The organism is Nioella sp. (assembly GCF_965215655.1).
Classification (GTDB): domain Bacteria; phylum Pseudomonadota; class Alphaproteobacteria; order Rhodobacterales; family Rhodobacteraceae; genus Nioella.
This window is the reverse complement of the sequence record NZ_OZ244111.1, coordinates 1,462,463-1,483,390: the sequence shown is the minus strand read 5'-3', so window position 1 is coordinate 1,483,390 and position 20,928 is coordinate 1,462,463. Positions and strand designations below refer to the sequence as shown.

Sequence of the window (20,928 nt, the reverse complement as noted above, 5' to 3'; positions counted from 1 at the left end):
GCGCGCTACAAGCACCATTCCGCCACGGCGGTGATGGAACGCGCGCTGAAAGACCCCGACCTTGGCCGGATCGCGCTGGTCAGCTCTTTCGGGGCGGAATCTGTCGTGCTTTTGCACATGGTGTCGGTCATCGACCCAGCCACGCCTGTGCTGTTCATCGACACGCAGATGCTGTTCCCGGAGACGCTGAGTTACCAGCAGGATGTGGCCGCGCATCTGGGCCTGCAGGACTTGCGCACCATCCATGCCAGCAAAATCTCACTACTGGCGGGCGATCCCGACGGCACCCTGCACCAACAGAACACCGACGCCTGCTGCGACCTGCGCAAGGTCCGCCCGATGGAGGCGGCGCTGGCCCCCTTCGACAGCTGGATCACGGGCCGGAAACGGTTTCAGTCGGGCACCCGCGCCGCGCTCGATTTCTTCGAGACCGAGGGCGACATCCGCATCAAGATCAACCCGCTGGCCCATTGGGCGCCAGAGGATGTGCAGGACTACATGGTCAACAACCGCCTGCCCCGGCATCCGCTGGTGGCCAAGGGCTACCCCTCCATCGGCTGCGCCCCCTGCACCAGCCCCGTGAAACCCGGCGAAGACCCCCGCGCGGGCCGCTGGCGGGGCGAGCAGAAGGAAGAATGCGGCATTCACTTCATCGACGGGCGCATTGTCCGCGGCCCCCTAAAAACCGCCTCGTAAGGAGCGACGACATGAAAGACCTGGCAGCCCTAGAGGCCCTGACGGAAACCGAAACCCTGCTTGTGACCGATACCGGCTTTGCCCCCGTGGACGGGACCGAAGTTCTGGACCTGCCCAGTGACGCGGATGCTGAGGCATTGACCGAGGCGCTTCAGACGAGCGCCACCATCCGCATCGACTTCCCCAGCTTCGCCGACGGGCGCGGCTTTACCCTGGCCCGCAGGTTGCGGCAGATGGGGTTTGCCGGGCACCTGCGCGCAAAGGGGCATGTGCTGGCGGATCAATACGCCATGGCCCGCCGATCTGGTTTCGACGATGTGGAGATCGACCGCGCATTGGCGGCCCGCCAGCCCGAGGCACAATGGCTCGACCGTGCCAACTGGCGCGAGCACGACCACAGATCGCGGCTGCGGGCTGCGTAAAAGCGCCCCCTTTTCCTGACCTAGATCAAAGCTTAATGAAGGAGTCGGCTTTACTCAGGCCGCAACTGAAGACATGACCGAGCAAAAACCTGTGACCGAAGCCACCGCATCGCCTGTAAAAGTGCCCACCCTGCCCGACGCACAAACCGTGACGGAGGTGAAGCATTACACCGACCGCCTGTTTTCCTTCCGCTGTACCCGGCCTGCCTCCTTGCGCTTCCGCTCGGGTGAGTTCGTGATGATTGGCCTGATGGGAGACCGCGATCCCAAGACCGGCAAACAGAAACCGTTGCTGCGCGCCTATTCCATCGCCTCACCGTCCTGGGATGAGGAACTGGAGTTCTACTCGATCAAGGTGCCCGACGGCCCTCTGACCAGCCGCCTGCAGCACATTCAGCCCGGCGATCAGGTCATCCTGCGGCCCAAACCCGTGGGCACGCTGGTCCACGACGCGCTGCTGCCCGGCAAGCGGATCTGGTTCTTTGCCACCGGCACCGGGTTCGCCCCCTTCGCAAGCCTCCTGCGCGAACCGCAGACCTATGAGGATTACGATGAGGTCATCATCACCCATACCTGCCGCGAGGCGGGCGAATTGACCTATGGGCGCGAGATCATCGAAAGCCTCAAGACCGATGAGCTGCTCAATGAGGTGATCGGCGAAGGCTTCTGGAAGAAGATCAAATATTACCCCACCACCACCCGCGAAGAGAGTGCCAAGATGGGCCGCATCACCGACCTGATGCGCTCGGGCGAGGCGTTCGAGGATCTGGGCGTGACCCCGATCTGTCCGGAAAACGACCGCGCGATGATTTGCGGCAATCTCGCCTTCAATCTCGAACTGAAAGAGATGCTGGAGGAATACGGGCTGGAGGAAGGGGCGAATTCCGACCCCAAGACCTACGTGGTGGAAAAAGCGTTTCTGGACTGACGCAGCGCCGAACCGAAAAGCCGCTCTCCGATGCGGCTTTTCCATGCGAGGTCAGAGCCCGCCATAGACGCCAAGCGCCTCTTCCAGTTCCTCTTCCTCGTAACCGAAATGCGATCGGACCACGCGTTCCAGCGCATCGAAGGTCTGGCGCGCTTCCTCGAAGGCGTCTTCGCCCGGGTTCTGCACCAGCCGCACCGCATCGGCGTAGAGCCGTTCCAGCAGCGCGTGAACGACCTCATGTTCCTCGCGCAGCTTGGCGATGACCTTGCGCAGCCCGTCGCTGGCCCGCGCCTCCAGATGCGGAAAGACCCGGTGCTCCTCGGCTCCGTGGTGATAGTCGAGAAACTGGCATTCCTGACCGCAGAGATTGCCGAACTGGCGATAGTTGCGGGTCATGTCCATCTCGGGCACGGCCTTGGCCAATGCGGCGGGTGCGGTGCTGCCCGCGGCGATGCCCTCCATCACCCGGCGCACCTGCCCCATCTGCTGCAAATGCATCCGGTGGATGGCGGCCAACTGCCGTCCCTGCCGCCGTTGCAGATCCGTTGCGCCCGCGATTGGCGGCGCCTTGGGGCGGTCCGCCTCTTTCAGATCCGCCACATCGGGACGGATATTCTCGACCCTATCCATGGCAGGCCCTTTCCAACTTTCAGGTTCGAGATGTAAGGCATTGGTCCCAAAAGAAAAGGGCGCGACCACCTCTGGCGCGCCCTCCCGATTGATCGACTGGCCCTGTTACTTCGCAGGGCCGATCATCATAACCATCTGGCGGCCTTCCATCTTCGGCATGTTCTCGACCTTGCCGATTTCCTTGACATCCTCCGCCACCCGTTCCAGCAGCTCGCGGCCAAGGTTCTGGTGCGCCATTTCCCTGCCCCGGAAGCGCAGGGTAATCTTCACCTTGTCGCCGCCTTCGAGGAAGCGGAAGACGTTGCGCATCTTGACCTCGTAGTCATGGGTGTCGGTGTTCGGGCGGAACTTGACCTCTTTGACCTCGATGATCTTCTGCTTTTTCCGAGCCTCGGATTCGCGTTTCTGCTGTTCGTATTTGAACTTGCCGAAATCCATGATCTTGCAGACCGGAGGAGCCGCATTTGGCGAAATCTCCACCAGATCCAGACCGGCCTCTGCCGCCAGATCCATGGCGCGGGCCGGACTGACCACGCCGATATTCTCTCCATCTGCGCCGATAAGGCGGATCTCGGGGGCCCGGATGCGGTCATTGACGCGGGGGCCTGTGTCGCGCTGCGGGGGCGCGTTATGCGGTCTGCGGGCTATCGGTAAAATCCTTCTATTGCCACGATATGCGGTGCCCGAAACTAGCCTTACCCAACGGGCGTTTCAAGGCGAATCCCGGCTGAATGCCGCAGGAATCCGGTCAAAGCCCCCGTTCTCGTTGCGCTGCGGCATCAGGGGGCGTATGGAATCGCCGGAATCGTCCTCTCTGAGCATCGGAGTTTTCCCCATGTCCCGTATTATCGCAATTGTTGCCGCGCTGGTCGTCGTCGGCGCCGCCGCCTATTACCTGAGCCCTCTTGGCCAGCCAGAACCCGAAACCGCCCCCGCGGCAGCCGTGGAAGAAACGACCGAAGCTGTGGAAGAGGCGGCAGAGGCCGCTGAAGAAACCGCTGAGGACGCGGCAGACGCTGTCGAAGAGATGGCCGAAGACGCGGCTGACACGGCTGGTGAGGTCGTGGAAGCCGTCGAGGAAGCCGCACAGGACGCGGTGGACACGGTGACCGACGCCGCAACCGAAGCGGTTGAAGGGGTGATGGAAGAGGCCGAAGGGCTGCTCGACCAGGTGACCGGCACGGCAGACGAGGCCGCCGACGCCACGGAAGACGCTGCGGAGGCGGCCTCCGATATGGCGGAAGAGACCACCGAAGCCGTGACCGAAACGGTCGAAGATGCTGTTGAGGAAGGCACTTCAGACGCCGCAGAGACGGTCGAAGCCACGGAGGAAGCCGTCGAGGAAGCCGCCGAAGCCGTGACCGAGGAAACCGAGTCCGCCGTCGAGGAAACCACAGAGGCCGTGACCGAGGAAACCGAGGCCGCCGTCGAGGAAACCACCGAAGCCGCGACCGAGGAAACGGAGGCCGCCGTCGAGGAAACCACAGAGGCCGTGACCGAGGAAACGGAAGCCGCCGTCGAGGAAACCACCGAAGCCGCGACCGAGGAAACGGAAGCCGCCGTCGAGGAAACCACCGAAGCCGCGACCGAGGAAACGGAAGCCGCCGTCGAGGAAACCACCGAAGCGGTCGATGCGATCGAAGGGGCTACGGACCTGTCGACCCTGTTCTCCGTCGAAGGGTTCGACGCCGATGCCGCCCTCGCGGCCGTGGCGGATGCCGATCTGTCGGCCGTCGCCCGTGCCTCGCTGTCCGCGGCCATCGAGCAGGCGCGCAACAACCCAGCGCTTATCCCCGAAGTGACGACCCGCCTGCGCAACGCGCTTGGGCTCTGATCTCTCGACAAGACGAAAAGAAACCCCGCGCCGAGGCGCGGGGTTTTTTGTTTCAGCGCAGGCGCGTGTGTCAGCAGGCGGCAACGGCCCGCTTGGTCAGCACTTTCACGAGGTTCGCACGATACGCAGCGGACCCGTGCAAATCGGCGATCATGCCATCGGCAGACACCGACAAGCCATCCACCGCCTCGGGCGAGAAGTTGCCGGACAGCGCCGCCTCGGCCTCGGACCAGCGGAACACGCCATCTTCCGACGCGCCGGTCACGGCCACGCGTACCGCGCCTGCGAACTTGGCCACGAAGACCCCGGTCAGCGCGAAGCGGGACGCAGGTTGCAGGAACTTCTGGTAGCTCGCGGCCTCGGGCACCGGGAACTTCACCTCGGTGATGATCTCGCCATCATTGAGCGCGGTGGTGAACATGCCCTCGAAGAAGTCATCCGCCGCGATCTCTCGCGTATTGGTGACGACACTGGCCCCAGAGGCCAGCACCGCCGCCGGGTAGCAGGCCGCAGGGTCGTTATTGGCCAGGCTGCCGCCGATGGTGCCGCGATTGCGCACTGCCGGGTCACCGATATGCCCCGCCAGATGCGACAGCGCCGGGTAGCTTTCCGCCGTTGCTGCCGACACCGCCGCATGGGTGGTGCCGCCACCGACGCAGATGCGGCCCGCGTCATCGGTGCAGACGCCCTGCATTTCGGCAATACCGCCAAGGCTGACCAGCACCGCAGGGGCGGCCAGTCGTTGCTTCATCGTGGGCAACAGGGTCTGCCCGCCCCCGAGCAGTTGCGCCTCTTCCGCGCCAAGGGCAGTGACCGCATCAGCGATGGTGCCCGGACGTTTGAATTCAAACTCATACATGGGTTTTCTCCTTGTCCCGGGATCAGCCGTTCATCGCCTGCCAGACCCGACCGGGGCTGAGCGGCATGTCGATATGGGTGACGTTATGGCCGCCGCGTTGCAGGGCATCCACCACCGCATTGACCACCGCGGGCGGTGACCCGATGGCCCCGGCCTCACCACAGCCTTTCACCCCGAGCGGGTTATGGGTGCAGGGCGTGGCGCGGCTGTGATCCACCTGGAAGCTCGGCAGATCATCGGCGCGTGGCATGGCGTAATCCATGTAGGAGGCGGACAGAAGCTGGCCGTTTTCGTCATAAACCGCCCCTTCCAGCAGCGCCTGGCCGATGCCTTGCGCCAGACCGCCATGGACCTGGCCTTCGACGATCATCGGGTTGACTACATTACCGAAATCATCGGCCGCCGCGAAGGAACAGATGGTCACCTTGCCGGTGTCGGGATCAACCTCCACCTCGCAGGCATAGGCGCCTGCGGGATAGGTGAAGTTGGCCGGGTCATAGAAGGCGGTTTCCTCCAGCCCCGGTTCGATCTCTTCCAGCGGGTAGTTGTGGGGCACGTAGGCCGCCAGCGTAACATCGCCCCAGGCGACCGATTTGTCGGTGCCCGCAACGGTGAACTGGCCGTCCTTGAGCTCAATATCGCCCTCGGACGCTTCCATCAGATGGGCCGCGATCTTCTTGGCCTTGTTGATGATCTTCTCAGTTGCGCGGACGATGGCCGATCCGCCAACCGCCAAGGAACGCGAACCATAGGTGCCCATGCCCATGGGTGTGTTGGCGGTGTCGCCATGGACGACCTCGACCATATCCTCGGAAATGCCGATCATGTCCGCGACCACCTGCGGGAAGGCCGTTTCATGGCCCTGCCCGTGGCTGTGGCTGCCGGTCATGACAACAAGACCGCCGGTGGCATTCACCCGCACGGTGGCGCTTTCATAAAGCCCGGCACGTGCGCCCAACTGACCCACAAGGGCCGACGGTGCGATCCCGCAGGCCTCGATATAGGTGTTGACGCCGAAACCACGCAGCTTGCCCGATTTGGCGCTTTCCGCCGCGCGGGCCTCGAACCCGTCGCGGTCCACCATGTCCAGCAGCTTGTCCATCGTGGCGTTATAGTCGCCAGTGTCGTATTCCACCGCCACGGGCGTGGCATAGGGAAACTCGGTGATGAAGTTCTGCCGCCTGAGTGCCACCGGATCGACGCCCAATTCACGCGCCGCCTTGTCGATGACCCGCTCCAGCTGGAAGGTCGCCTCGGGCCGCCCGGCCCCGCGATAGGCATCGACAGCGACGGTGTTGGTGAAGACCGCCTTCACGTTCACATAGATGAGCGGCGTCTTGTAGTTGCCTGCCATCAGCGTGCCGTGTAGCCAGGTCGGCACCGAGGGCGCGAAGGTCGACAAATACGCCCCCATATTCGCATAGGTGTCGGTGCGAAGCGCGGTGAAGTTGTTGTCGGCATCGAGCGCCAGTTCGATCTTGGTCACATGGTCCCGGCCATGGGCGTCCGAGATGAACGCCTCGGACCGGCTGGAGGTCCATTTGACGGGCCGCGCCAGCGCCTTTGCGGCAAAGGTACAGAACGCCTCTTCCGCGTAGTGGAAGATCTTGGAGCCAAAGCCGCCCCCCACATCGGGGGCCACGACGCGCAGCTTGTGTTCCGGGATGCCCAGAACGAAAGCGCCCATCAGAAGCCGGATCACATGCGGGTTCTGGCTGGTGGTGTAGAGCGTGGAATCGCCGGTTGCGCGGTTGTAGTCGCCCACGGCCACGCGCGGTTCCATCGGGTTCGCCACCAGCCGCTGGTTCACAAGCTCCAGCGTGGTGACATGGGCCGCTTTCTCGAACGCCTCATCCACGGCGGCCTTGTTTTCTTCGACGAAACCCCAATCGTAACAGAGGTTCGATTCCAGATCGTCATGGACCTTGGTCGCGCCCTCCTTGACCGCTTCCTTCATATCGATGACAGCGGGCAGTTCCTCGATATCGAGCTCAATCGCCTCTGCCGCATTGCGGGCCTGCGCGGCGGTTTCGGCCACCACGGCGGCAATCGGGTCGCCCACATGACGCACCTTGCCCTGCGCCAGAACTGGATGGGCCGGTTCCTGCATCGGATTGCCGTGCTTGTCGGTCACCTGCCAGCCGCAGGGCAGACCGCCGACGCCTTCGAAATCCGCACCGGTAAAGATGCGCACCACGCCGGGCATCTCCGCCGCGACCGAGGTATCGACCTTGTTCAACCGCCCATGGGCCACGTCAGAGCGCAGGAAATGCACATAGGCCTGACCGTTCAGATTGATGTCATCCGTGTAATTGCCGGTACCAGTCAGAAACCGGACGTCTTCACGGCGCTTCGAACTTGCGCCGATGCCACTATCCTTTGGCATGGTATCCTCCCTTATTTTCTTGGTCGCCCTGTGCCCGCCTCCCGCGGGAACCGGCTTGTCATAGTTTGTTGAAGATCTCGGCCAGCCGTTCGATCATGTCGCCCGGTTCATTGTCGTCGCCGGTCGTGTGACCGGTGGCAAAGGGGTACGTGACCCCGTCGATATCCGGGCAGATGATCGAGATATCCACTGCGCGCGGCGGGAAATCCCAGCCAAACGTGCTCCATCTTCCTTGGGTGATGTCGGGATTGTCCGATCCGTTTTCCGCCGCGAGGATGACAAGCGCCTGCCGGGCCTGCGCCATGCAGGTCTCTTGGCTATCGACCGAATGCAGGTCGATATTGGCGAAATTGTCAGCCTTGGCCGCGCCGGTCGTCAGCACCAGCACTGCGGCAAGAAAAGCGAATCTCGGCATCCATCCTCCTGTCCGGCGGGGCTCGCCCGCCCGATCCTCACTTGCTGCCGGTCGGCGTCACACCTTCCAGAAGATCCAGCATGGCCTCGACCGTTTCCAGTCGGGTGCCGTCTTCCTGCAGGCTGTAACCAGTCACGGTGGCGGTGTAGCGGCCCTGATCCTCGGTGCAGATGATGGCCACCTGAGTGCGCCCCGGCGGCACGTCGAAGCCGAAGACCGAGAAGCTGGCCTCGCCCGTATCGGGCGTTCCACCATGGTTGCGGAAATGGGCGTCCATGGAGGTACGAGCCAAATTCATGCATTCCGTGTCGGAGTTGAAGCCGGTGACATAGCCCGAGGAAAAGCCCTCGGCCTGGGCCATTGCGGGAACCAGAACGGTCGCCGCAAAGGCAAGCACCGCGCCCCTCATTCCGCGGCCACCGCGGCAACCTCCTGGCCACTTGCGGCCATGATCGCCTTGACGATGTTGTGATAGCCGGTGCAGCGGCAGATATTGCCTTCCAGATAGGCGCGGATTTCGGCCTCGGACGGCTTGGGGTTTTCGGCCAGCAGCGCCGTGGCGCTCATCACCATGCCCGGTGTGCAGAAGCCGCATTGCAGGCCGTGATGGTCCTGAAATGCCTGCTGAACCGCGGACAGTGTCCCGTCCGCCCCGGCGATGCCTTCGATGGTCTTGACGTCCGCGCCCTCGGCCTCGGCCGCCAGCATGGTGCAGCTTTTCACCGGCTGGCCGTTCACATGCACGACGCATGCACCGCATTGGCTGGTGTCGCAGCCCACATGGGTGCCAGTCAGCTTGAGCCCCTCGCGGATGAAATCGGACAGCAAAGTGCGCCCTTCTACGGAACCGGAAACGGATTTCCCGTTCACGGTCATCGTGACCTGGGTCATGAAATTCCTCCCTTGGTTATGGAATTATCCAAGCACGGAATCGTTGAAGGACAAATGAAAAATTTTTTGAATGGTCAAAATTTGATCGTTTCCGCTGGCGCTACCCGTTCGGGTTGCGTCCGGCGCGGGGTTGTGGCCGGGTCGGGATTTCCTTCAGCAATCCCCCCACCCCCATGGCCGAGATATCGGCTGCGCTGACAGGCACCCCACAGGCAACCCGTTCCAGCACCCAATCGGCCCCGTTTAGCGCCGGCGAGCGGGCGCAGCCCGGCAATCCAATCACCGGCGCCGCCCCAATCTGGCCTAAAAACAGAAGGTTACCGGGATCGACCGGCATTCCGAAACGGGTGATCCGCCCGCCCGCAGCAACCACGGCCGAGGGCGCAACGTCGTGGAAGTCAGAGGTGGCCGAGGCCGTGAGGATCAGTTTCAGCGCGCCCGGAAGATCCGTCAGCGCCCCGGTGATTGCGCCGGTGTCATGGGCCACGATCCGCACGGTCTCCAGCGATATGCCGAGCGCCTCCAATCGCCCGGCCACGGCGCGAATGCCCTTGTCCTCGGGGGAAACGGGATCCCCGGGCACTTCTGTCACGATCAACCCCGCGCTCTGGAGTTCCACGGGCCGGACCGAGAGCGCGTTGCGGGCGGCCTTCTCGGCCCGTGCCAGCGCGTCCTCGCTGACCCCATAGGCGATGATCTTGACTGTCCCCACCATCATTCCCGGCCAGGCCCGCTGCCAGCGCGGCACGGTGGCCAGCGTGATCATCGGATCGACCGCATTGAGCGCCTCGACCGCCGCCACGTCGATCCCGACCACTCCGGGCCGCGTGGCGCGGATGTTGACGCGGCCTGTAAAGGCCTCCTGCACCTCCAGCCCTGCCACCGCCGGATCGGGGACCAGAGCGGCGGCCAAGCGGCGGGCGGCTTCGTTTTCCTCTATGTCTGAGGGGTCCAGCCGCGCCACCGTCACGCGGGTCAGACCATTGGCCGCGAGCAGCGCGATGTCGTCACGGCTCAGGACCCGGCCCTTGCGCAGCCGCCCCTTGGTCAACTGAACCGAATGGGCGAGGATCGTCCCTTCAGCGTCATGCAGGGGAACCGGCCCGAACCTCATGCCTTGCGCAGCCGGCTGGTGATTTCCGCCATGATCGAAATGGCAATCTCCGCCGGTCCCTGCGCGCCGATGTCCAGACCCACAGGACCATGGATGCGGGCAATCAGGTCCGCGCTGAAGCCCGCCTCGGTCAACCGTTCCACCCGTTTGGCATGGGTTCGGGTCGAGCCGAGGCAGCCTAGGTAGAAACAGTCAGACCCCAAAGCCGCCCGGATCGCCGGATCATCCAGCTTGGGATCGTGGGTCAGCGTCACGACCGCCGTGCGCGGATCGAGTCCGTAGGCCGCCAGCGCCTCGTCCGGCCAGTCTTCCATCAGCGTCTCCCCCGGAAACCGCGCCTCGGCCCCGAAGGCGGGGCGCGGGTCGATCACCACCGGGTCATAGCCCGCAAGCCGCGCCATCGGCACCAGCGCCTGTGCGATATGAACCGCGCCCACGATGGCCATGCGCAGGGGCGGGTTATGAATGCCAATGAACCAGTCGCCCTCGAAGCCCGATTTGTCGGTGCGGAACCGCTCGGCGATTTCGGTCTCCAGCGCATCGCCCTGCCCGGTGACCAGCCGCCGCGCGCCGGTCTCGGGGTTCACCACATAGGCCACTTGTTCGCGCCCCGCGCGGGCATCGACCAGCGCCTCCAGCATCTCGACAGGGATGACGCGCCCCACGGGTTCCACCAGCACCCGGATGCGTCCGCCGCAGGCCAGCCCGACGGCAAAGGCCTGTTCATCGGCGACGCCGAACTCCAGCACTGTCGCCGTGCCGCCCTCCAGGCAGTCGATGGCTTCGATCACCACCGCCCCCTCGACGCAGCCGCCGGATACGGAGCCCTCCATCTCGCCCTCGCCCGACACGACCAACTGGCTGCCCACGGGCCGGGGCGCGCTGCCCCATGTTTCAATGACAGTGGCCAGTGCCGCACCCTTGCCACGGCGATGCCAGTCCAGCGCGATTTCGGGAATGCGGTCATAGTTTGGTGTCATGGCGCGGCGGTGATCCTTGTCTGGAAGCAGTTGTTGCGGGCCGATCTGACATCAACATAGGCGACATCTCCGCGGCTGAGAAGCTGTGCTGCATAGTCTGTGACATCGTCGAATGCGATGATACGTCCGGTGCCATAGATGATCCGGTCATCGCCGCCATATGCCTTGAGCAGATAGTCCGGCGATGTGCTCAGGATCGGCGGCAGGCCGTCGCCCGCCCAGGGGGCGCACTCATCGGCACACAGGAAAACCGGACCCGTTTCCGCATAGGGCTGTAGCGTCGGGAAAGGGCGGGCTGACAGGATCAGGTAATCGGCACCCTCCGGCACATCCCGCAGGCAGGAGCGGCAGGGCACCCCCACCCCGTCCGAGATAGCCCGTTCGGCAGGCTGGCCATTGGCGTCAGGGCCGCCGGATCGGACGGAAGCGACGAAGGCAGAATCGAGCGGATGAAATCGCAGGTGCATGATGCGGTCCTTTCGGGTGGTGGAGTTGTCCCCCAACCTTTCCGGCCCGCAGCCTACCGGGGCGACCCGGAAGCTGCGCAAAAGGCGCTTCGAAGCGCCTTGTTACGGGCCTTCCAAGGCCCGTCCCCCGCGCCCGGCATCACCCCGACCGCTACAGATCCATCAGGCTGGGTCTTGCGTTCAGCTGTTCCACGTCGAACCCGGCGATCTTCTTGTAGGCCCCGGCGATCTCGGCCAGTTCCTCGCGGCTCATCACCTCCGAGATATCGCCAAACCCGTCAGGCGCCCGAGCGGCCACCTTGTCCAGCACCACGTCCGGCCCGTCGCCCCGATTGGCCAGCACCAGCGCATTCACCGCCTCGCGGCGGTCGTCATCATAGGCCTGGAGCGCCTCTGCCCCCTGCCCATGCTTCAGCAACTCCCGCGCCAGAACCCGGCCATCGAGAATCGCCTGCGTCGCCCCGTTCGAGCCAATGGGATACATCGCATGGGCCGCGTCCCCCAGAAGCGTCACGCGCCCATGGCTCCAGCGGGGCAGCGGATTGCGGTCGACCATCGGATATTCCCAGATGCCTTCCGCGTCGCGGATCAGGGCCGGAATGTCCAGCCAGTCGAAGCACCAATCCGCGAAATGATCCGCGAAATCATGCAGGTGTCCCTCGCGGTTCCAGTCCTGCCGGTTCCATTGGTAGTCGGCTGGCTTGGCAAGGTCGGCGATCCAGTTGATCCGAAGATCCCCGTCCTCGAATTCCTGAATCGGGTAGCAGACGAATTTTCGATCCGCCGTGCCCGCCATCGCCATGCTCCGCCCGGTCAGGAAGCTTCCGGCCCGCGTCACGCCGCGCCACATCATCGTGCCACGCCAATGCGCCGGGCCTTCATCGGGATAAAGCGCCGCGCGGAGGGTCGAGTTGATCCCGTCCGCGCCGACCAAAACCAGCCCGTGAAGGTCCGGCAGAGGCGCGCCCGTCCGGCGGTTGACCAGATGCGCCACGACGCCATGGCTGTCCTCGTCCCATCCGGACAGCGCGGCCCCCAATGTGATCGCCTGCGGCCCGCAGCGCGACAGCAGTTCCCGGTAGAGCAGGAACTGCAACTCGCCGCGATGGATCGAATATTGCGGCCAGAGATATCCTGCCTCCAGGCCGCGCGGTTCCGACCAGATCAACCCGCCCTGTTGCGAGAAATAGGCGACCTCGGCGGTGCGCAGCCCGATCTGATCCAGCTGTGCCTCAAGCCCCAGATCGAACAGTTCTCTCACCGCATGCGGCTGAAGATTGATTCCGACGCCCAGAGGTTTGATCACCTCCACCGCTTCGACGATATGAAAATGAATGCCCGCCTGATGCAGCGACAGCCCCAGGCTGAGCCCACCAATCCCTGCGCCCGCGATGATGACCGTCATGGCCTGCCTCCTCTTCTGCACCTGCTGCCTATTGTCTTGGCATAGCGCGTCCCGTCCGCATCGCATAGCCCGCCCTCTGACGCAGCGCGCTTGACCACCGCGCCGAGATCGGGCATCGCAAGCGGGCATTTTCAGGAGACACATATGATCCGCGGATTATACGATTGGACGATCAGCCTGGCCGAACATCGCTATGCGCTGGTGGCGCTGGCCATCGTGTCCTTTCTGGAAAGCTCGGTCTTTCCGATTCCGCCCGATATCCTGATGATCCCGATGATCATCGCAGCACCGCGCCGTGCGTTCCTGATTGCGGGCGTCTGCCTTGTCTCCTCGGTGCTTGGCGGGCTTCTGGGCTATTATATCGGTTATGGCCTGTTCGAGAGCGTCGGCCGCCCGGTGCTCGAATTCTACGGCAAGGATGCCTATTTCGACGATTTCGCCACCCGCTACAACGAATACGGGGCCTGGGCGGTACTGATCGCAGGGGTGACACCCTTCCCCTACAAGGTCATCACCATCATGTCGGGGGTCACGCAGTTGAACCTCGGCGTTTTCATCGTGGCCAGCATCGTCGCGCGCGGATTGCGGTTCTTCATCGTCGCGACGCTTCTGTGGAAATTCGGCGCACCTATTCGTGATTTCATCGAACGCCGCCTTGGCTTGATGTTCATCCTGTTCGTGGTACTGCTGGCTGGCGGTTTCTATGTGGTGAAATACCTATGACCCTGATCGACAGTCTGACACGACGCACGCTTCTGATTCTGGTTGGCCTCGGCTCTGCCGGCCTCTTCTTCGGGGCGCTGATCTTCCAGTACGGGTTTGGCGTGCAGCCCTGCGCCATGTGCTACTGGCAGCGCTGGCCGCATCGGGTGGGTATTTTGGTCGGCCTCTTCGGCGGACTCATCCCCAAGGCGCTGATAGCCTGGGCCGGTGCGCTGAACATGGCCGTGTCCACCGGGCTGGCCGTCTTCCATTCCGGTGTGGAACGTCACTGGTGGGACGGACCGGCCTCCTGCACCTCGCGCGGTGTAGACCTGCTGAATTCGGAATGCGGGCTGCTGGACCCTGATTGCGGAACCGGCATCGTGTTGTGTGATGAGATCTCGTGGCAGTTCCTTGGTCTCTCCATGGCCAATTACAACGCCTTCGCCTCGGCGATCATGCTGGTGATGTGCATCATGGCGGCCCGCCGCGCGGCCTGACCTCGATCCGATTCCCCCTATACATTTCCCAACCAGACAGGTAGGGGTCCGGCTTTCCGCGGGCACAGCGCCCCGCGCTGCCCTGATGGACTGCCCCTTCCCATGATCAAGACCCTTGCTGATGCCCTCGCCGAGCGTGGCTATGACACCCTGACCGCCGTGCAGGAGGCCGTGACCGACCCCGAGTTGCAGCACTCAGACCTGCTGGTGTCGGCGCAGACCGGATCGGGCAAGACCGTGGGCTTTGGCCTCGCCATCGCGCCAACCCTTCTGGGAGAGGCCGAGGTGATGGGCCCGGCAGAGGCGCCGCTTGCGCTGGTCGTCGCCCCAACCCGCGAACTGGCCTTTCAGGTGATGCGGGAACTGAGCTGGCTTTATGCCAAGGCAGGGGCACGCGTGACCTCCTGCGTGGGCGGCATGGACTTCCGCGACGAACGCCGGGCGCTGGAACGCGGCGCCCATATCGTCGTGGGCACGCCGGGGCGTCTGCGCGACCATATCCAGCGTGGCACGCTCGACATGACGGGCCTGCGTGCCATTGTGCTCGATGAGGCCGATGAAATGCTCGACCTGGGCTTCCGCGAAGACCTCGAATTCATGCTCGGTGAAGCGCCAGAGGATCGCCGCACGCTGATGTTCTCGGCCACCGTTCCGCCGATGATCGTGACCCTGGCGCAGCATTACCAGCGTGATGCGGTGCGCGTCAGCACCCAGGACGCGGGCCGCCAGCATGCCGACATCACCTATCAGGCCCTGCGCGTGGCCGAGGTGGATGCGGAAAACGCCATCATCAACCTCCTGCGTTATCACGAGGCGGAAAACGCCATCGTCTTCGCCAATACCCGCGCCACGGTGGCCCGCCTGACGGCGCGCTTTGCCAACCGGGGGTTTTCTGTGGTCAGCCTGTCGGGCGAGCTTAGCCAGAGCGAACGCACCCATGCGCTGCAGGCCATGCGCGACGGGAGGGCACGGGTCTGCGTGGCGACCGATGTGGCCGCGCGGGGCATTGACCTGCCCAATCTGGAACTGGTGATCCACGCCGATCTGCCCTCGAATTCCGAAACGCTCCTGCACCGCTCCGGCCGCACGGGCCGTGCCGGGCGCAAGGGCATCTCGGCTCTGATCGTGCCACCCAAGATCACCAAGAAGGCCGAGCGCCTGTTGAAATGGGCGAAGATCACGGCGGAGTGGACCGTGCCGCCCTCTGCCGATGACATTTTGCGACAGGATGAGGAGCGGCTGCTGACCGATCCCGCTTGGGAAGATGAGATCACCGAGGATCAGGCCACTTTCGCCACCCGGCTGCTGGAGGCCCACAGCCCCGAGGCCATCGCGGCGGCCTATCTGCGGCTCTACCGCAGCCGCCATTCCGCCCCCGAGGAGCTGAGCCCACCCGATGCGCGCACCGCCCCGAGAGAGCGTAAACCCTTCGGCCCAAGCCGCTGGTTCGCCCTGTCGGTCGGCGCGAATGACCGGGCCGAAGCCCGCTGGCTACTGCCGCTTCTGTGCCGCGCGGGCAATCTGGACAAATCCGCCATCGGCGCGATCCGGGTTGGCACGGCGGAAAGCTATGTGGAACTGACCGAAGCGAGCGCGGAGAGCTTCATCGCCACATTGGGCGACAATGCGGAACTGGATGAGGGCATCACCGTGAAGGTGCTGGACAATGCCCCCGATCTCTCCACCCTACCCCGCCCCGGCAAACCCGGTCCGCGACCCTCTGGCCCGCGCTTCGACAAGCCCCGCCGCGATGACAAGCCCCGCCGGGAGGATCGCCCGAACCGGGATGCCAAGCCGCGCCACACGCGGGAAGACAGGGCAGAGCGTGACGCTTACCTCAAGGACGCCGTCAAGCCGCTTGGCAAACCCCGCCGCGACAGTGACGCCCCCAAGGGCAAGCCGCGTGGCAAATCCGCTGATGGCCCCAAAGGCAAAACCTTCGACAAGCCGCGCAAACCCAAGAGCGATGGCGGCAAACCGCGCGGGGACAAGCCCTGGTCCGATAAACCTCGTGGGGACAAAACCCGGCCCGACAAACCCCGCTCTGACAAGCCAAAGGGCCCCAGACCTGACGGGAGCAAGCCGCGCCGCGATGCGCCTGCTGCCGCCCCTGCTGCGCGCAGCTCTGCCGCCGATCCTTCGAAGCGGTTCGAGCGTCCGGGCGCCAAGCCCAAACCGGCGCGCGCGGGCAAGGCAGGCTTGAACAAACCCGGCTCGAAGCCGCGCAAGGGAGGCGATCAGCCGCCGCGCCGGCCCAGGGGTTAATCCAGCGCCGAGATGAACCGCACGAGGTTCTCGGCCACGACCTCGCCTGCCTCCAGCAGTAGCGAATGCTTGAGGTCGGGCAGGATCACCAGTTCCGAATTGGGCAGTGCCTGATCTATCAGCCGGTTCAAGCGCGGATTGCAGCCGCCGTCAAACTCGCCCGTCAGCACCAGAGAGGGCGCGGTGACCTCGTGCAGCCAGGGGGCCATTTCCGTTCCTGCATAGATGCGGAAGACATTGAGGAAGACCTCCGGGTTCGTGTCCACCACCTGTTTCAGCCGATTGCGCACCACGTCCGGGTGGGCGGTGATAAACCCGTCGGTGAACCAGCGATCCGACAGCGTTTCCAGCACCTGTGGAATGCCTTTCTCCTCCATCGCGCGCACGACACCCCAAACCTTGGCGCTGTCATCCTCCGTGCGGAAGGCGGCGGTGGAGAGCAGCCCGAGCGACAACACCCGGTCCGGGTAATTCAGCGCATAGGCCGGGCCGATCATGCCGCCCAGCGAATGGCCCGCGAAATGCGCGGTCTCGAACCCTGTCCGCTCCCGCACCCGTTCAAGATCGGCCACCAGCTCATCGAGCCCGAATTCCCCTGAAGGCATCGGCGACGCCCCATGCCCGCGCAAATCGTAAGTGACCACGGTGAAATGCGGGGTCAGCACAGGCAGCGCCCGCGCCCAAGTGTTGCGCGCAGCGCCGATCCCGTGGATCAGGAACAGAGGCGGGCCCGCGCCCTGAATGCTGTATTCGCAGTCGATCACGTCAGTCATGTCCGCCCCCCTAATCCGGAAACCGGTCGGAGTTCAGCTCCCCGCCCGTGCCCCAGTCTGATTTCTCGATATCGGTGATGATCACATGGACGCTGGCCGGGTTGCCGCCTGCGGTGGCGACAAACGCATCGGTCAGAGCCTTCACCATGTCGCGTTTCTGGTCGGTGGTGCGACCGGGGAACATCTCCACTCGGATAATCGGCATTATTTCTGTCCTTTCAGAATGCTACTCAGCAGCCACAGTGGCGGGCCTGCCGGTGAAACGAGGCATGACCTCTTCCGCGAAGCACTGCATCGCGTCGAGCGTATCGGACGGGTCCAGCCCGAAATTGAAGTTCAGGATGACACGGTCGATCCCAAGGTCCGCATAAGGCCCCAGCTTGTCGATCATTTCCTGTGGTGTGCAGATGAGCAGGCTTTCCCCAAGCTCCGCGACCGGCGTGGCGCAAGGCAATTCCCGCACCATGCCATTGTCGACCAGCCCCGGCCCGGTGAAGACATTGTCGAACCGCCCGTAATAGCGATGCGCGGCCTCTACCTTGCGCTGCCTCTCCGTCGCACTCTGCGCGATATGGGCCACGCGCGACAGCGTCAGGGTCAGCCCGTCGCCCGCGCCATCCATATCCGCCTTGGCCCGGTTAAACGCCCCAACCTGATCCAGCAGCAACTGGTGATTGCCCGATAGCGGCGTCGTCTGGATGTGGAACCCGCGCTTGGTGCAATGGTAGATGCCTTCGGGGTTCATCACCGCCATCATCATCGGCGGTCCACCGGGGCGCACGGGGCGGGGCATGATGGTGAGGGGATCGAACTTGTAATAGTCGCCGTCCCAGCTGACCTCTTCCTCGCTCAACAGCGCCTGAAGCACGGCGAGCGATTCATTGAACCGCGCCTGCGTTTCCTCCATCGGGACGCCGAGGCGCTCCATCTCGTATTTGAACGCTCCGCGCCCGACACCGAGCAGCAAGCGGCCTTCGGTGAAGATATCGGCAACCACGACCTCGCCCGCATAGACCCGCATGTCATGCAGCGGCAGCACGACGATCGAGGTCATGATCTTCACCGATTTTGTCATTGCCGCGATCTTGACGGCGAATTGCAGCGGTGCGGGCATCATCAGGCAATTCATCAGGTGATGTTCGGTGATCGACACCGCGTCGAACCCCATCCGGTCGGCCAGCGCCGCCTGATCGAGCATGTCGCCGTAAACCCTGTCCCCGCCATAGGATTTGTCGGGGTAGTCCGAAGACAGTTGAGCCGAAAACTCCATCGCGCGCCTCCCTGTTGCGGGATCAGAGTGGCATGAGGCTTTGAATCTGGAAAACGGATTTTATCTATGCAGTAATTCGATTTTCCTGCATTATCTTCCCATGAACATAGCCGCCATCCAGACCTTTCTGGCCGTTGTCCGCTGCCGCAATCTCAACCGTGCGGCGGAGCAGCTGAATGTCACGCAATCGGCCGTGACGGCACGGTTGGACAGCTTGGAACAGGCGCTCGGGGCACAACTGTTGGTTCGGTCGCGCAAAGGGGCGACGCTGACCAAGGCGGGCTTTGCCTTTCTGGAACAGGCAGAGGTCATCGCGCGCACATGGGACAATGCCCGCGCCCGCGCAAACCTGCCACGCGGCGTCACACGACTGTTCAGCTTCGTCTGCGATCCGGGGCTTTGGACGGGGCTGGGACAACGCTGGATCGACGGCATCCGCAGCGCCCATCCCGAGACCGCCATCGAAATCTGGGCCGGGCTGGCCCGCGATGCGGAAGCCTGGCTGCAAAGCGGGATGAGCGACGCGGCGCTGCTGCCGGAACCGGTGATTGGTGCGGGAATCGACCATCGGGACTTTGCCCGCGACCGGCTGATCCTTGTAACGACCGCACCCGATCTGCCCTGGCAGAGCCATTACATCTATGTCGACTACGGCCCCCTTTTCCGTGCACAGCACGCTGAAGCCTGGCCAACCGATGAAACCGCAGCGCTGGCTTTTTCCACCCCGGATTGGGCGCTGGACCATATGCGCCATGCCGGCGGTGCGGCCTATCTGCCCGAGAGGATCGTTCAGCAGGATATCGAGGCCGGGCGGCTTCACCGGGTTCCTGATGCTGTCGGTTTCGACCGGCGGCTTGTCCTTTCCTGGCGCAGGGCCAGCGCCGACAGTTTTGCCTTCCTACAGCCCTCAGACCCGGCTGAAACGACTGGTGGATAAAAGCAGGCTGGTTTCCGAGGTGCTGACACCCTCCAGCCTGCGGATATCGCGCAAGGCAGTATCCAGCGCCTCCAGCGTCTCGGTGCCAAGCTCCACGATCAGATCCCATTTGCCATTGGTGGAATGCACCGCCTGAACCTCTCTCCGTCCGGACAGTTGCCGGCGGATACGGTCCATCCCCGGCCCTTCGATCCCCAGCATAGTCAGCGCCCGCACCGGGCTTTGGGCGATGTCGCTTCGGGTCACAACGGTGAACCCCCGAATCTCCCCAGCCTTCGACAACCGCTCCATCCGCGCGCGGACCGTGGCGCGGGTGACGCCAAGGTCAATCGCAAGGTCCGAGACAGAGGCCCGCCCGTCGCGGCGCAGCGCGGCCAGCAGCGCGCGATCCGTATCATCCATTTCGGTCATGGTAGATGCTCATTTTGTTTAATTAGCCCCCAATATGACCACTCTGACCGCTTCTGTCCAATCCGATCCGGGCGCTATTCCTTGGAAAACGCGCATTCAGGACCACTTCAAAATGACTTCACACCCCTGCCTTATGATCGGCGCCCCGGTGGATAGCGGCAAACGCACCCGTGGTTGCCTGATGGGCCCCGACGCCTTCCGCACCGCTGGCCTTGCCGAGCATCTGACCAGCCTCGGGATCGACACCCGCGACCTTGGCGATGTGACCCAAGCCCCCCTGAGGGACCTGACCACAACTGGCAAGGTCCACGCGCTGGCGGAAACCGTCGCCTGGACCGAGGCGCTGATCCCCGCCGCGCGTGACGCGATGGCCAAAGGCTTCCCGATCTTCCTTGGCGGCGATCACAGCCTGTCGCTTGGCACCGTGGCGGGTGTGGCAGAGTATGCTCAGGCGCAAGGACGCCCACAATTCGTGCTTTGGCTCGATGCCCATTCCGATTTCCACACGCCCACGACCAGCGGGTCCGGCCACCTGCACGGCACACCCGTTGGCTATATCACCGGCCTGCCCGGTTTCGAGCATTTCCCGGCGCTGAACGCCCCCGTCCCGCAGGACAATGTCTGCATGATCGGACTGCGGTCCGTCGATCTGGAGGAGAAACAGGCGCTCGCCGCGACCGAGATCACCTGCCACGACATGCGCGCCATTGACGAACATGGCATCGCCGCCCCCTTGCGCGACTTCCTGGCGCGGGTCGAGGCCGCCAATGGCCTGCTGCATGTCTCGCTGGATGTCGATTTCCTCGATCCTTCTATCGCCCCCGCCGTCGGCACCACCGTGCCGGGTGGCGCGACCTTCCGCGAAGCGCATCTGGTCATGGAGATCCTGCATGACAGCGCGCTGGTGACCTCGCTCGACCTTGTCGAACTGAACCCCTTCCTTGACGAACGCGGGCGCACCGCCTCTCTCATGGTCGATCTCACCGCATCGCTGATGGGCCGTCGCGTCTTTGACCGCCCCACTAGGAGTTTCGCCGCATGAC

24 protein-coding genes are annotated in these 20,928 nt (G+C 63.9%); 9 read left to right on the top strand and 15 right to left on the bottom strand.

From position 1 onward, the window contains the following. Positions 1-33: 33 nt before the first annotated feature. From ACOOEX_RS07665 to ACOOEX_RS07655, 3 genes are all read left to right on the top strand, one after another. On the top strand, positions 34-696 hold the full coding sequence (locus ACOOEX_RS07665; protein WP_420398347.1) for a phosphoadenylyl-sulfate reductase: 663 nt from the start codon (positions 34-36) through the stop codon (positions 694-696). Between the two features lie 11 nt (positions 697-707). Continuing rightward, positions 708-1,118 (top strand): DUF934 domain-containing protein, encoded by a 411-nt coding sequence (locus ACOOEX_RS07660; protein ID WP_420397856.1) that lies wholly within the window; start codon positions 708-710, stop codon positions 1,116-1,118. A gap of 73 nt (positions 1,119-1,191) precedes the next feature. Then, positions 1,192-2,046, top strand: coding sequence for a ferredoxin--NADP reductase (locus tag ACOOEX_RS07655; protein WP_420397855.1), 855 nt, complete (start codon positions 1,192-1,194; stop codon positions 2,044-2,046). A 51-nt stretch (positions 2,047-2,097) separates the two neighbouring features. Here ACOOEX_RS07655 and ACOOEX_RS07650 read toward each other — a convergent pair whose 3' ends face one another. Further along, positions 2,098-2,676 (bottom strand): hemerythrin domain-containing protein, encoded by a 579-nt coding sequence (locus ACOOEX_RS07650; protein WP_420397854.1) that lies wholly within the window; start codon positions 2,674-2,676, stop codon positions 2,098-2,100. A 105-nt stretch (positions 2,677-2,781) separates the two neighbouring features. Continuing rightward, positions 2,782-3,324 carry a translation initiation factor IF-3 gene (gene infC / locus ACOOEX_RS07645; RefSeq protein ID WP_071690356.1) on the bottom strand — a complete coding sequence of 181 codons (543 nt, stop codon included), beginning with the start codon at positions 3,322-3,324 and terminating at the stop codon, positions 2,782-2,784. 187 nt (positions 3,325-3,511) lie between these two features. Here infC and ACOOEX_RS07640 point away from each other — a divergent pair, with 187 nt between their 5' ends. Further along, positions 3,512-4,510, top strand: a complete 999-nt coding sequence (locus ACOOEX_RS07640; protein WP_420397853.1) for a hypothetical protein — start codon at positions 3,512-3,514, stop codon at positions 4,508-4,510. A 70-nt stretch (positions 4,511-4,580) separates the two neighbouring features. Here ACOOEX_RS07640 and ACOOEX_RS07635 read toward each other — a convergent pair whose 3' ends face one another. The 9 genes from ACOOEX_RS07635 to ACOOEX_RS07595 form a co-directional block, all read right to left on the bottom strand. Then, complete coding sequence (locus ACOOEX_RS07635; RefSeq protein ID WP_420397852.1) at positions 4,581-5,369, bottom strand: FAD binding domain-containing protein; 789 nt, start codon at positions 5,367-5,369, stop codon at positions 4,581-4,583. 22 nt (positions 5,370-5,391) lie between these two features. Continuing rightward, positions 5,392-7,755 (bottom strand): xanthine dehydrogenase family protein molybdopterin-binding subunit, encoded by a 2,364-nt coding sequence (locus ACOOEX_RS07630; RefSeq protein WP_420397851.1) that lies wholly within the window; start codon positions 7,753-7,755, stop codon positions 5,392-5,394. A 58-nt stretch (positions 7,756-7,813) separates the two neighbouring features. Further along, a complete protein-coding gene (locus ACOOEX_RS07625) occupies positions 7,814-8,170 on the bottom strand; it encodes a hypothetical protein (protein ID WP_420397850.1) in 357 nt (118 codons plus the stop codon). A 37-nt stretch (positions 8,171-8,207) separates the two neighbouring features. Further along, positions 8,208-8,567, bottom strand: coding sequence for a hypothetical protein (locus tag ACOOEX_RS07620; RefSeq protein ID WP_420397849.1), 360 nt, complete (start codon positions 8,565-8,567; stop codon positions 8,208-8,210). Positions 8,568-8,575: 8 nt separating this feature from the next. Further along, complete coding sequence (locus ACOOEX_RS07615) at positions 8,576-9,061, bottom strand: (2Fe-2S)-binding protein (protein WP_420397848.1); 486 nt, start codon at positions 9,059-9,061, stop codon at positions 8,576-8,578. Between the two features lie 100 nt (positions 9,062-9,161). Next, positions 9,162-10,175: a molybdopterin-binding protein gene (locus ACOOEX_RS07610; protein ID WP_420397847.1), complete on the bottom strand. Its 1,014-nt coding sequence runs from the start codon at positions 10,173-10,175 to the stop codon at positions 9,162-9,164. Next, complete coding sequence (locus ACOOEX_RS07605; protein WP_420397846.1) at positions 10,172-11,155, bottom strand: XdhC family protein; 984 nt, start codon at positions 11,153-11,155, stop codon at positions 10,172-10,174. Before ACOOEX_RS07605 ends, ACOOEX_RS07610 begins: the two co-directional genes overlap by 4 nt. Next, a complete protein-coding gene (locus tag ACOOEX_RS07600) occupies positions 11,152-11,622 on the bottom strand; it encodes a DUF1203 domain-containing protein (protein WP_420397845.1) in 471 nt (156 codons plus the stop codon). Before ACOOEX_RS07600 ends, ACOOEX_RS07605 begins: the two co-directional genes overlap by 4 nt. 151 nt (positions 11,623-11,773) lie before the next feature. Next, positions 11,774-13,027 carry a flavin-dependent oxidoreductase gene (locus ACOOEX_RS07595; protein ID WP_420397844.1) on the bottom strand — a complete coding sequence of 418 codons (1,254 nt, stop codon included), beginning with the start codon at positions 13,025-13,027 and terminating at the stop codon, positions 11,774-11,776. A 144-nt stretch (positions 13,028-13,171) separates the two neighbouring features. Here ACOOEX_RS07595 and ACOOEX_RS07590 point away from each other — a divergent pair, with 144 nt between their 5' ends. The 3 genes from ACOOEX_RS07590 to ACOOEX_RS07580 all read left to right on the top strand — a co-directional run bounded on the left by ACOOEX_RS07590 (position 13,172) and on the right by ACOOEX_RS07580 (position 16,494). Next, complete coding sequence (locus tag ACOOEX_RS07590; RefSeq protein ID WP_420397843.1) at positions 13,172-13,750, top strand: YqaA family protein; 579 nt, start codon at positions 13,172-13,174, stop codon at positions 13,748-13,750. Beyond that, positions 13,747-14,229, top strand: a complete 483-nt coding sequence (locus ACOOEX_RS07585) for a disulfide bond formation protein B (protein WP_420397842.1) — start codon at positions 13,747-13,749, stop codon at positions 14,227-14,229. The genes ACOOEX_RS07590 and ACOOEX_RS07585 overlap by 4 nt, the downstream gene beginning before the upstream one ends. 102 nt (positions 14,230-14,331) lie before the next feature. Further along, positions 14,332-16,494, top strand: coding sequence for a DEAD/DEAH box helicase (locus ACOOEX_RS07580; protein WP_420397841.1), 2,163 nt, complete (start codon positions 14,332-14,334; stop codon positions 16,492-16,494). Here the strand turns inward: ACOOEX_RS07580 and ACOOEX_RS07575 are convergent. Genes ACOOEX_RS07575 through ACOOEX_RS07565 form a run of 3 tightly spaced genes read right to left on the bottom strand, consistent with a single transcriptional unit; the run spans position 16,491 to position 18,537 of the window. Beyond that, positions 16,491-17,267, bottom strand: a complete 777-nt coding sequence (locus tag ACOOEX_RS07575; protein WP_420397840.1) for an alpha/beta fold hydrolase — start codon at positions 17,265-17,267, stop codon at positions 16,491-16,493. The genes ACOOEX_RS07580 and ACOOEX_RS07575 overlap by 4 nt on opposite strands. Before the next feature lie 10 nt (positions 17,268-17,277). Next, positions 17,278-17,472: a 4-oxalocrotonate tautomerase gene (locus tag ACOOEX_RS07570; protein WP_420397839.1), complete on the bottom strand. Its 195-nt coding sequence runs from the start codon at positions 17,470-17,472 to the stop codon at positions 17,278-17,280. 21 nt (positions 17,473-17,493) lie between these two features. Continuing rightward, the gene (locus tag ACOOEX_RS07565; protein ID WP_420397838.1) at positions 17,494-18,537 is read right to left on the bottom strand and encodes an LLM class flavin-dependent oxidoreductase; all 1,044 of its coding nucleotides are present in this window, start codon (positions 18,535-18,537) and stop codon (positions 17,494-17,496) included. A gap of 100 nt (positions 18,538-18,637) precedes the next feature. Here ACOOEX_RS07565 and ACOOEX_RS07560 point away from each other — a divergent pair, with 100 nt between their 5' ends. Then, positions 18,638-19,474 carry a LysR family transcriptional regulator gene (locus ACOOEX_RS07560; protein WP_420397837.1) on the top strand — a complete coding sequence of 279 codons (837 nt, stop codon included), beginning with the start codon at positions 18,638-18,640 and terminating at the stop codon, positions 19,472-19,474. Here ACOOEX_RS07560 and ACOOEX_RS07555 read toward each other — a convergent pair. Next, entirely contained in the window at positions 19,445-19,876 is a 432-nt protein-coding gene (locus ACOOEX_RS07555) for an Lrp/AsnC family transcriptional regulator (RefSeq protein ID WP_420398346.1), read from the bottom strand. The two genes, ACOOEX_RS07560 and ACOOEX_RS07555, sit on opposite strands and share 30 nt — an antisense overlap. A 121-nt stretch (positions 19,877-19,997) precedes the next feature. On the opposite strand from ACOOEX_RS07555, the gene rocF reads away from it, so the two are divergent. Continuing rightward, positions 19,998-20,927, top strand: a complete 930-nt coding sequence (rocF, locus tag ACOOEX_RS07550) for an arginase (protein WP_420397836.1) — start codon at positions 19,998-20,000, stop codon at positions 20,925-20,927. Position 20,928: the final 1 nt, after the last annotated feature.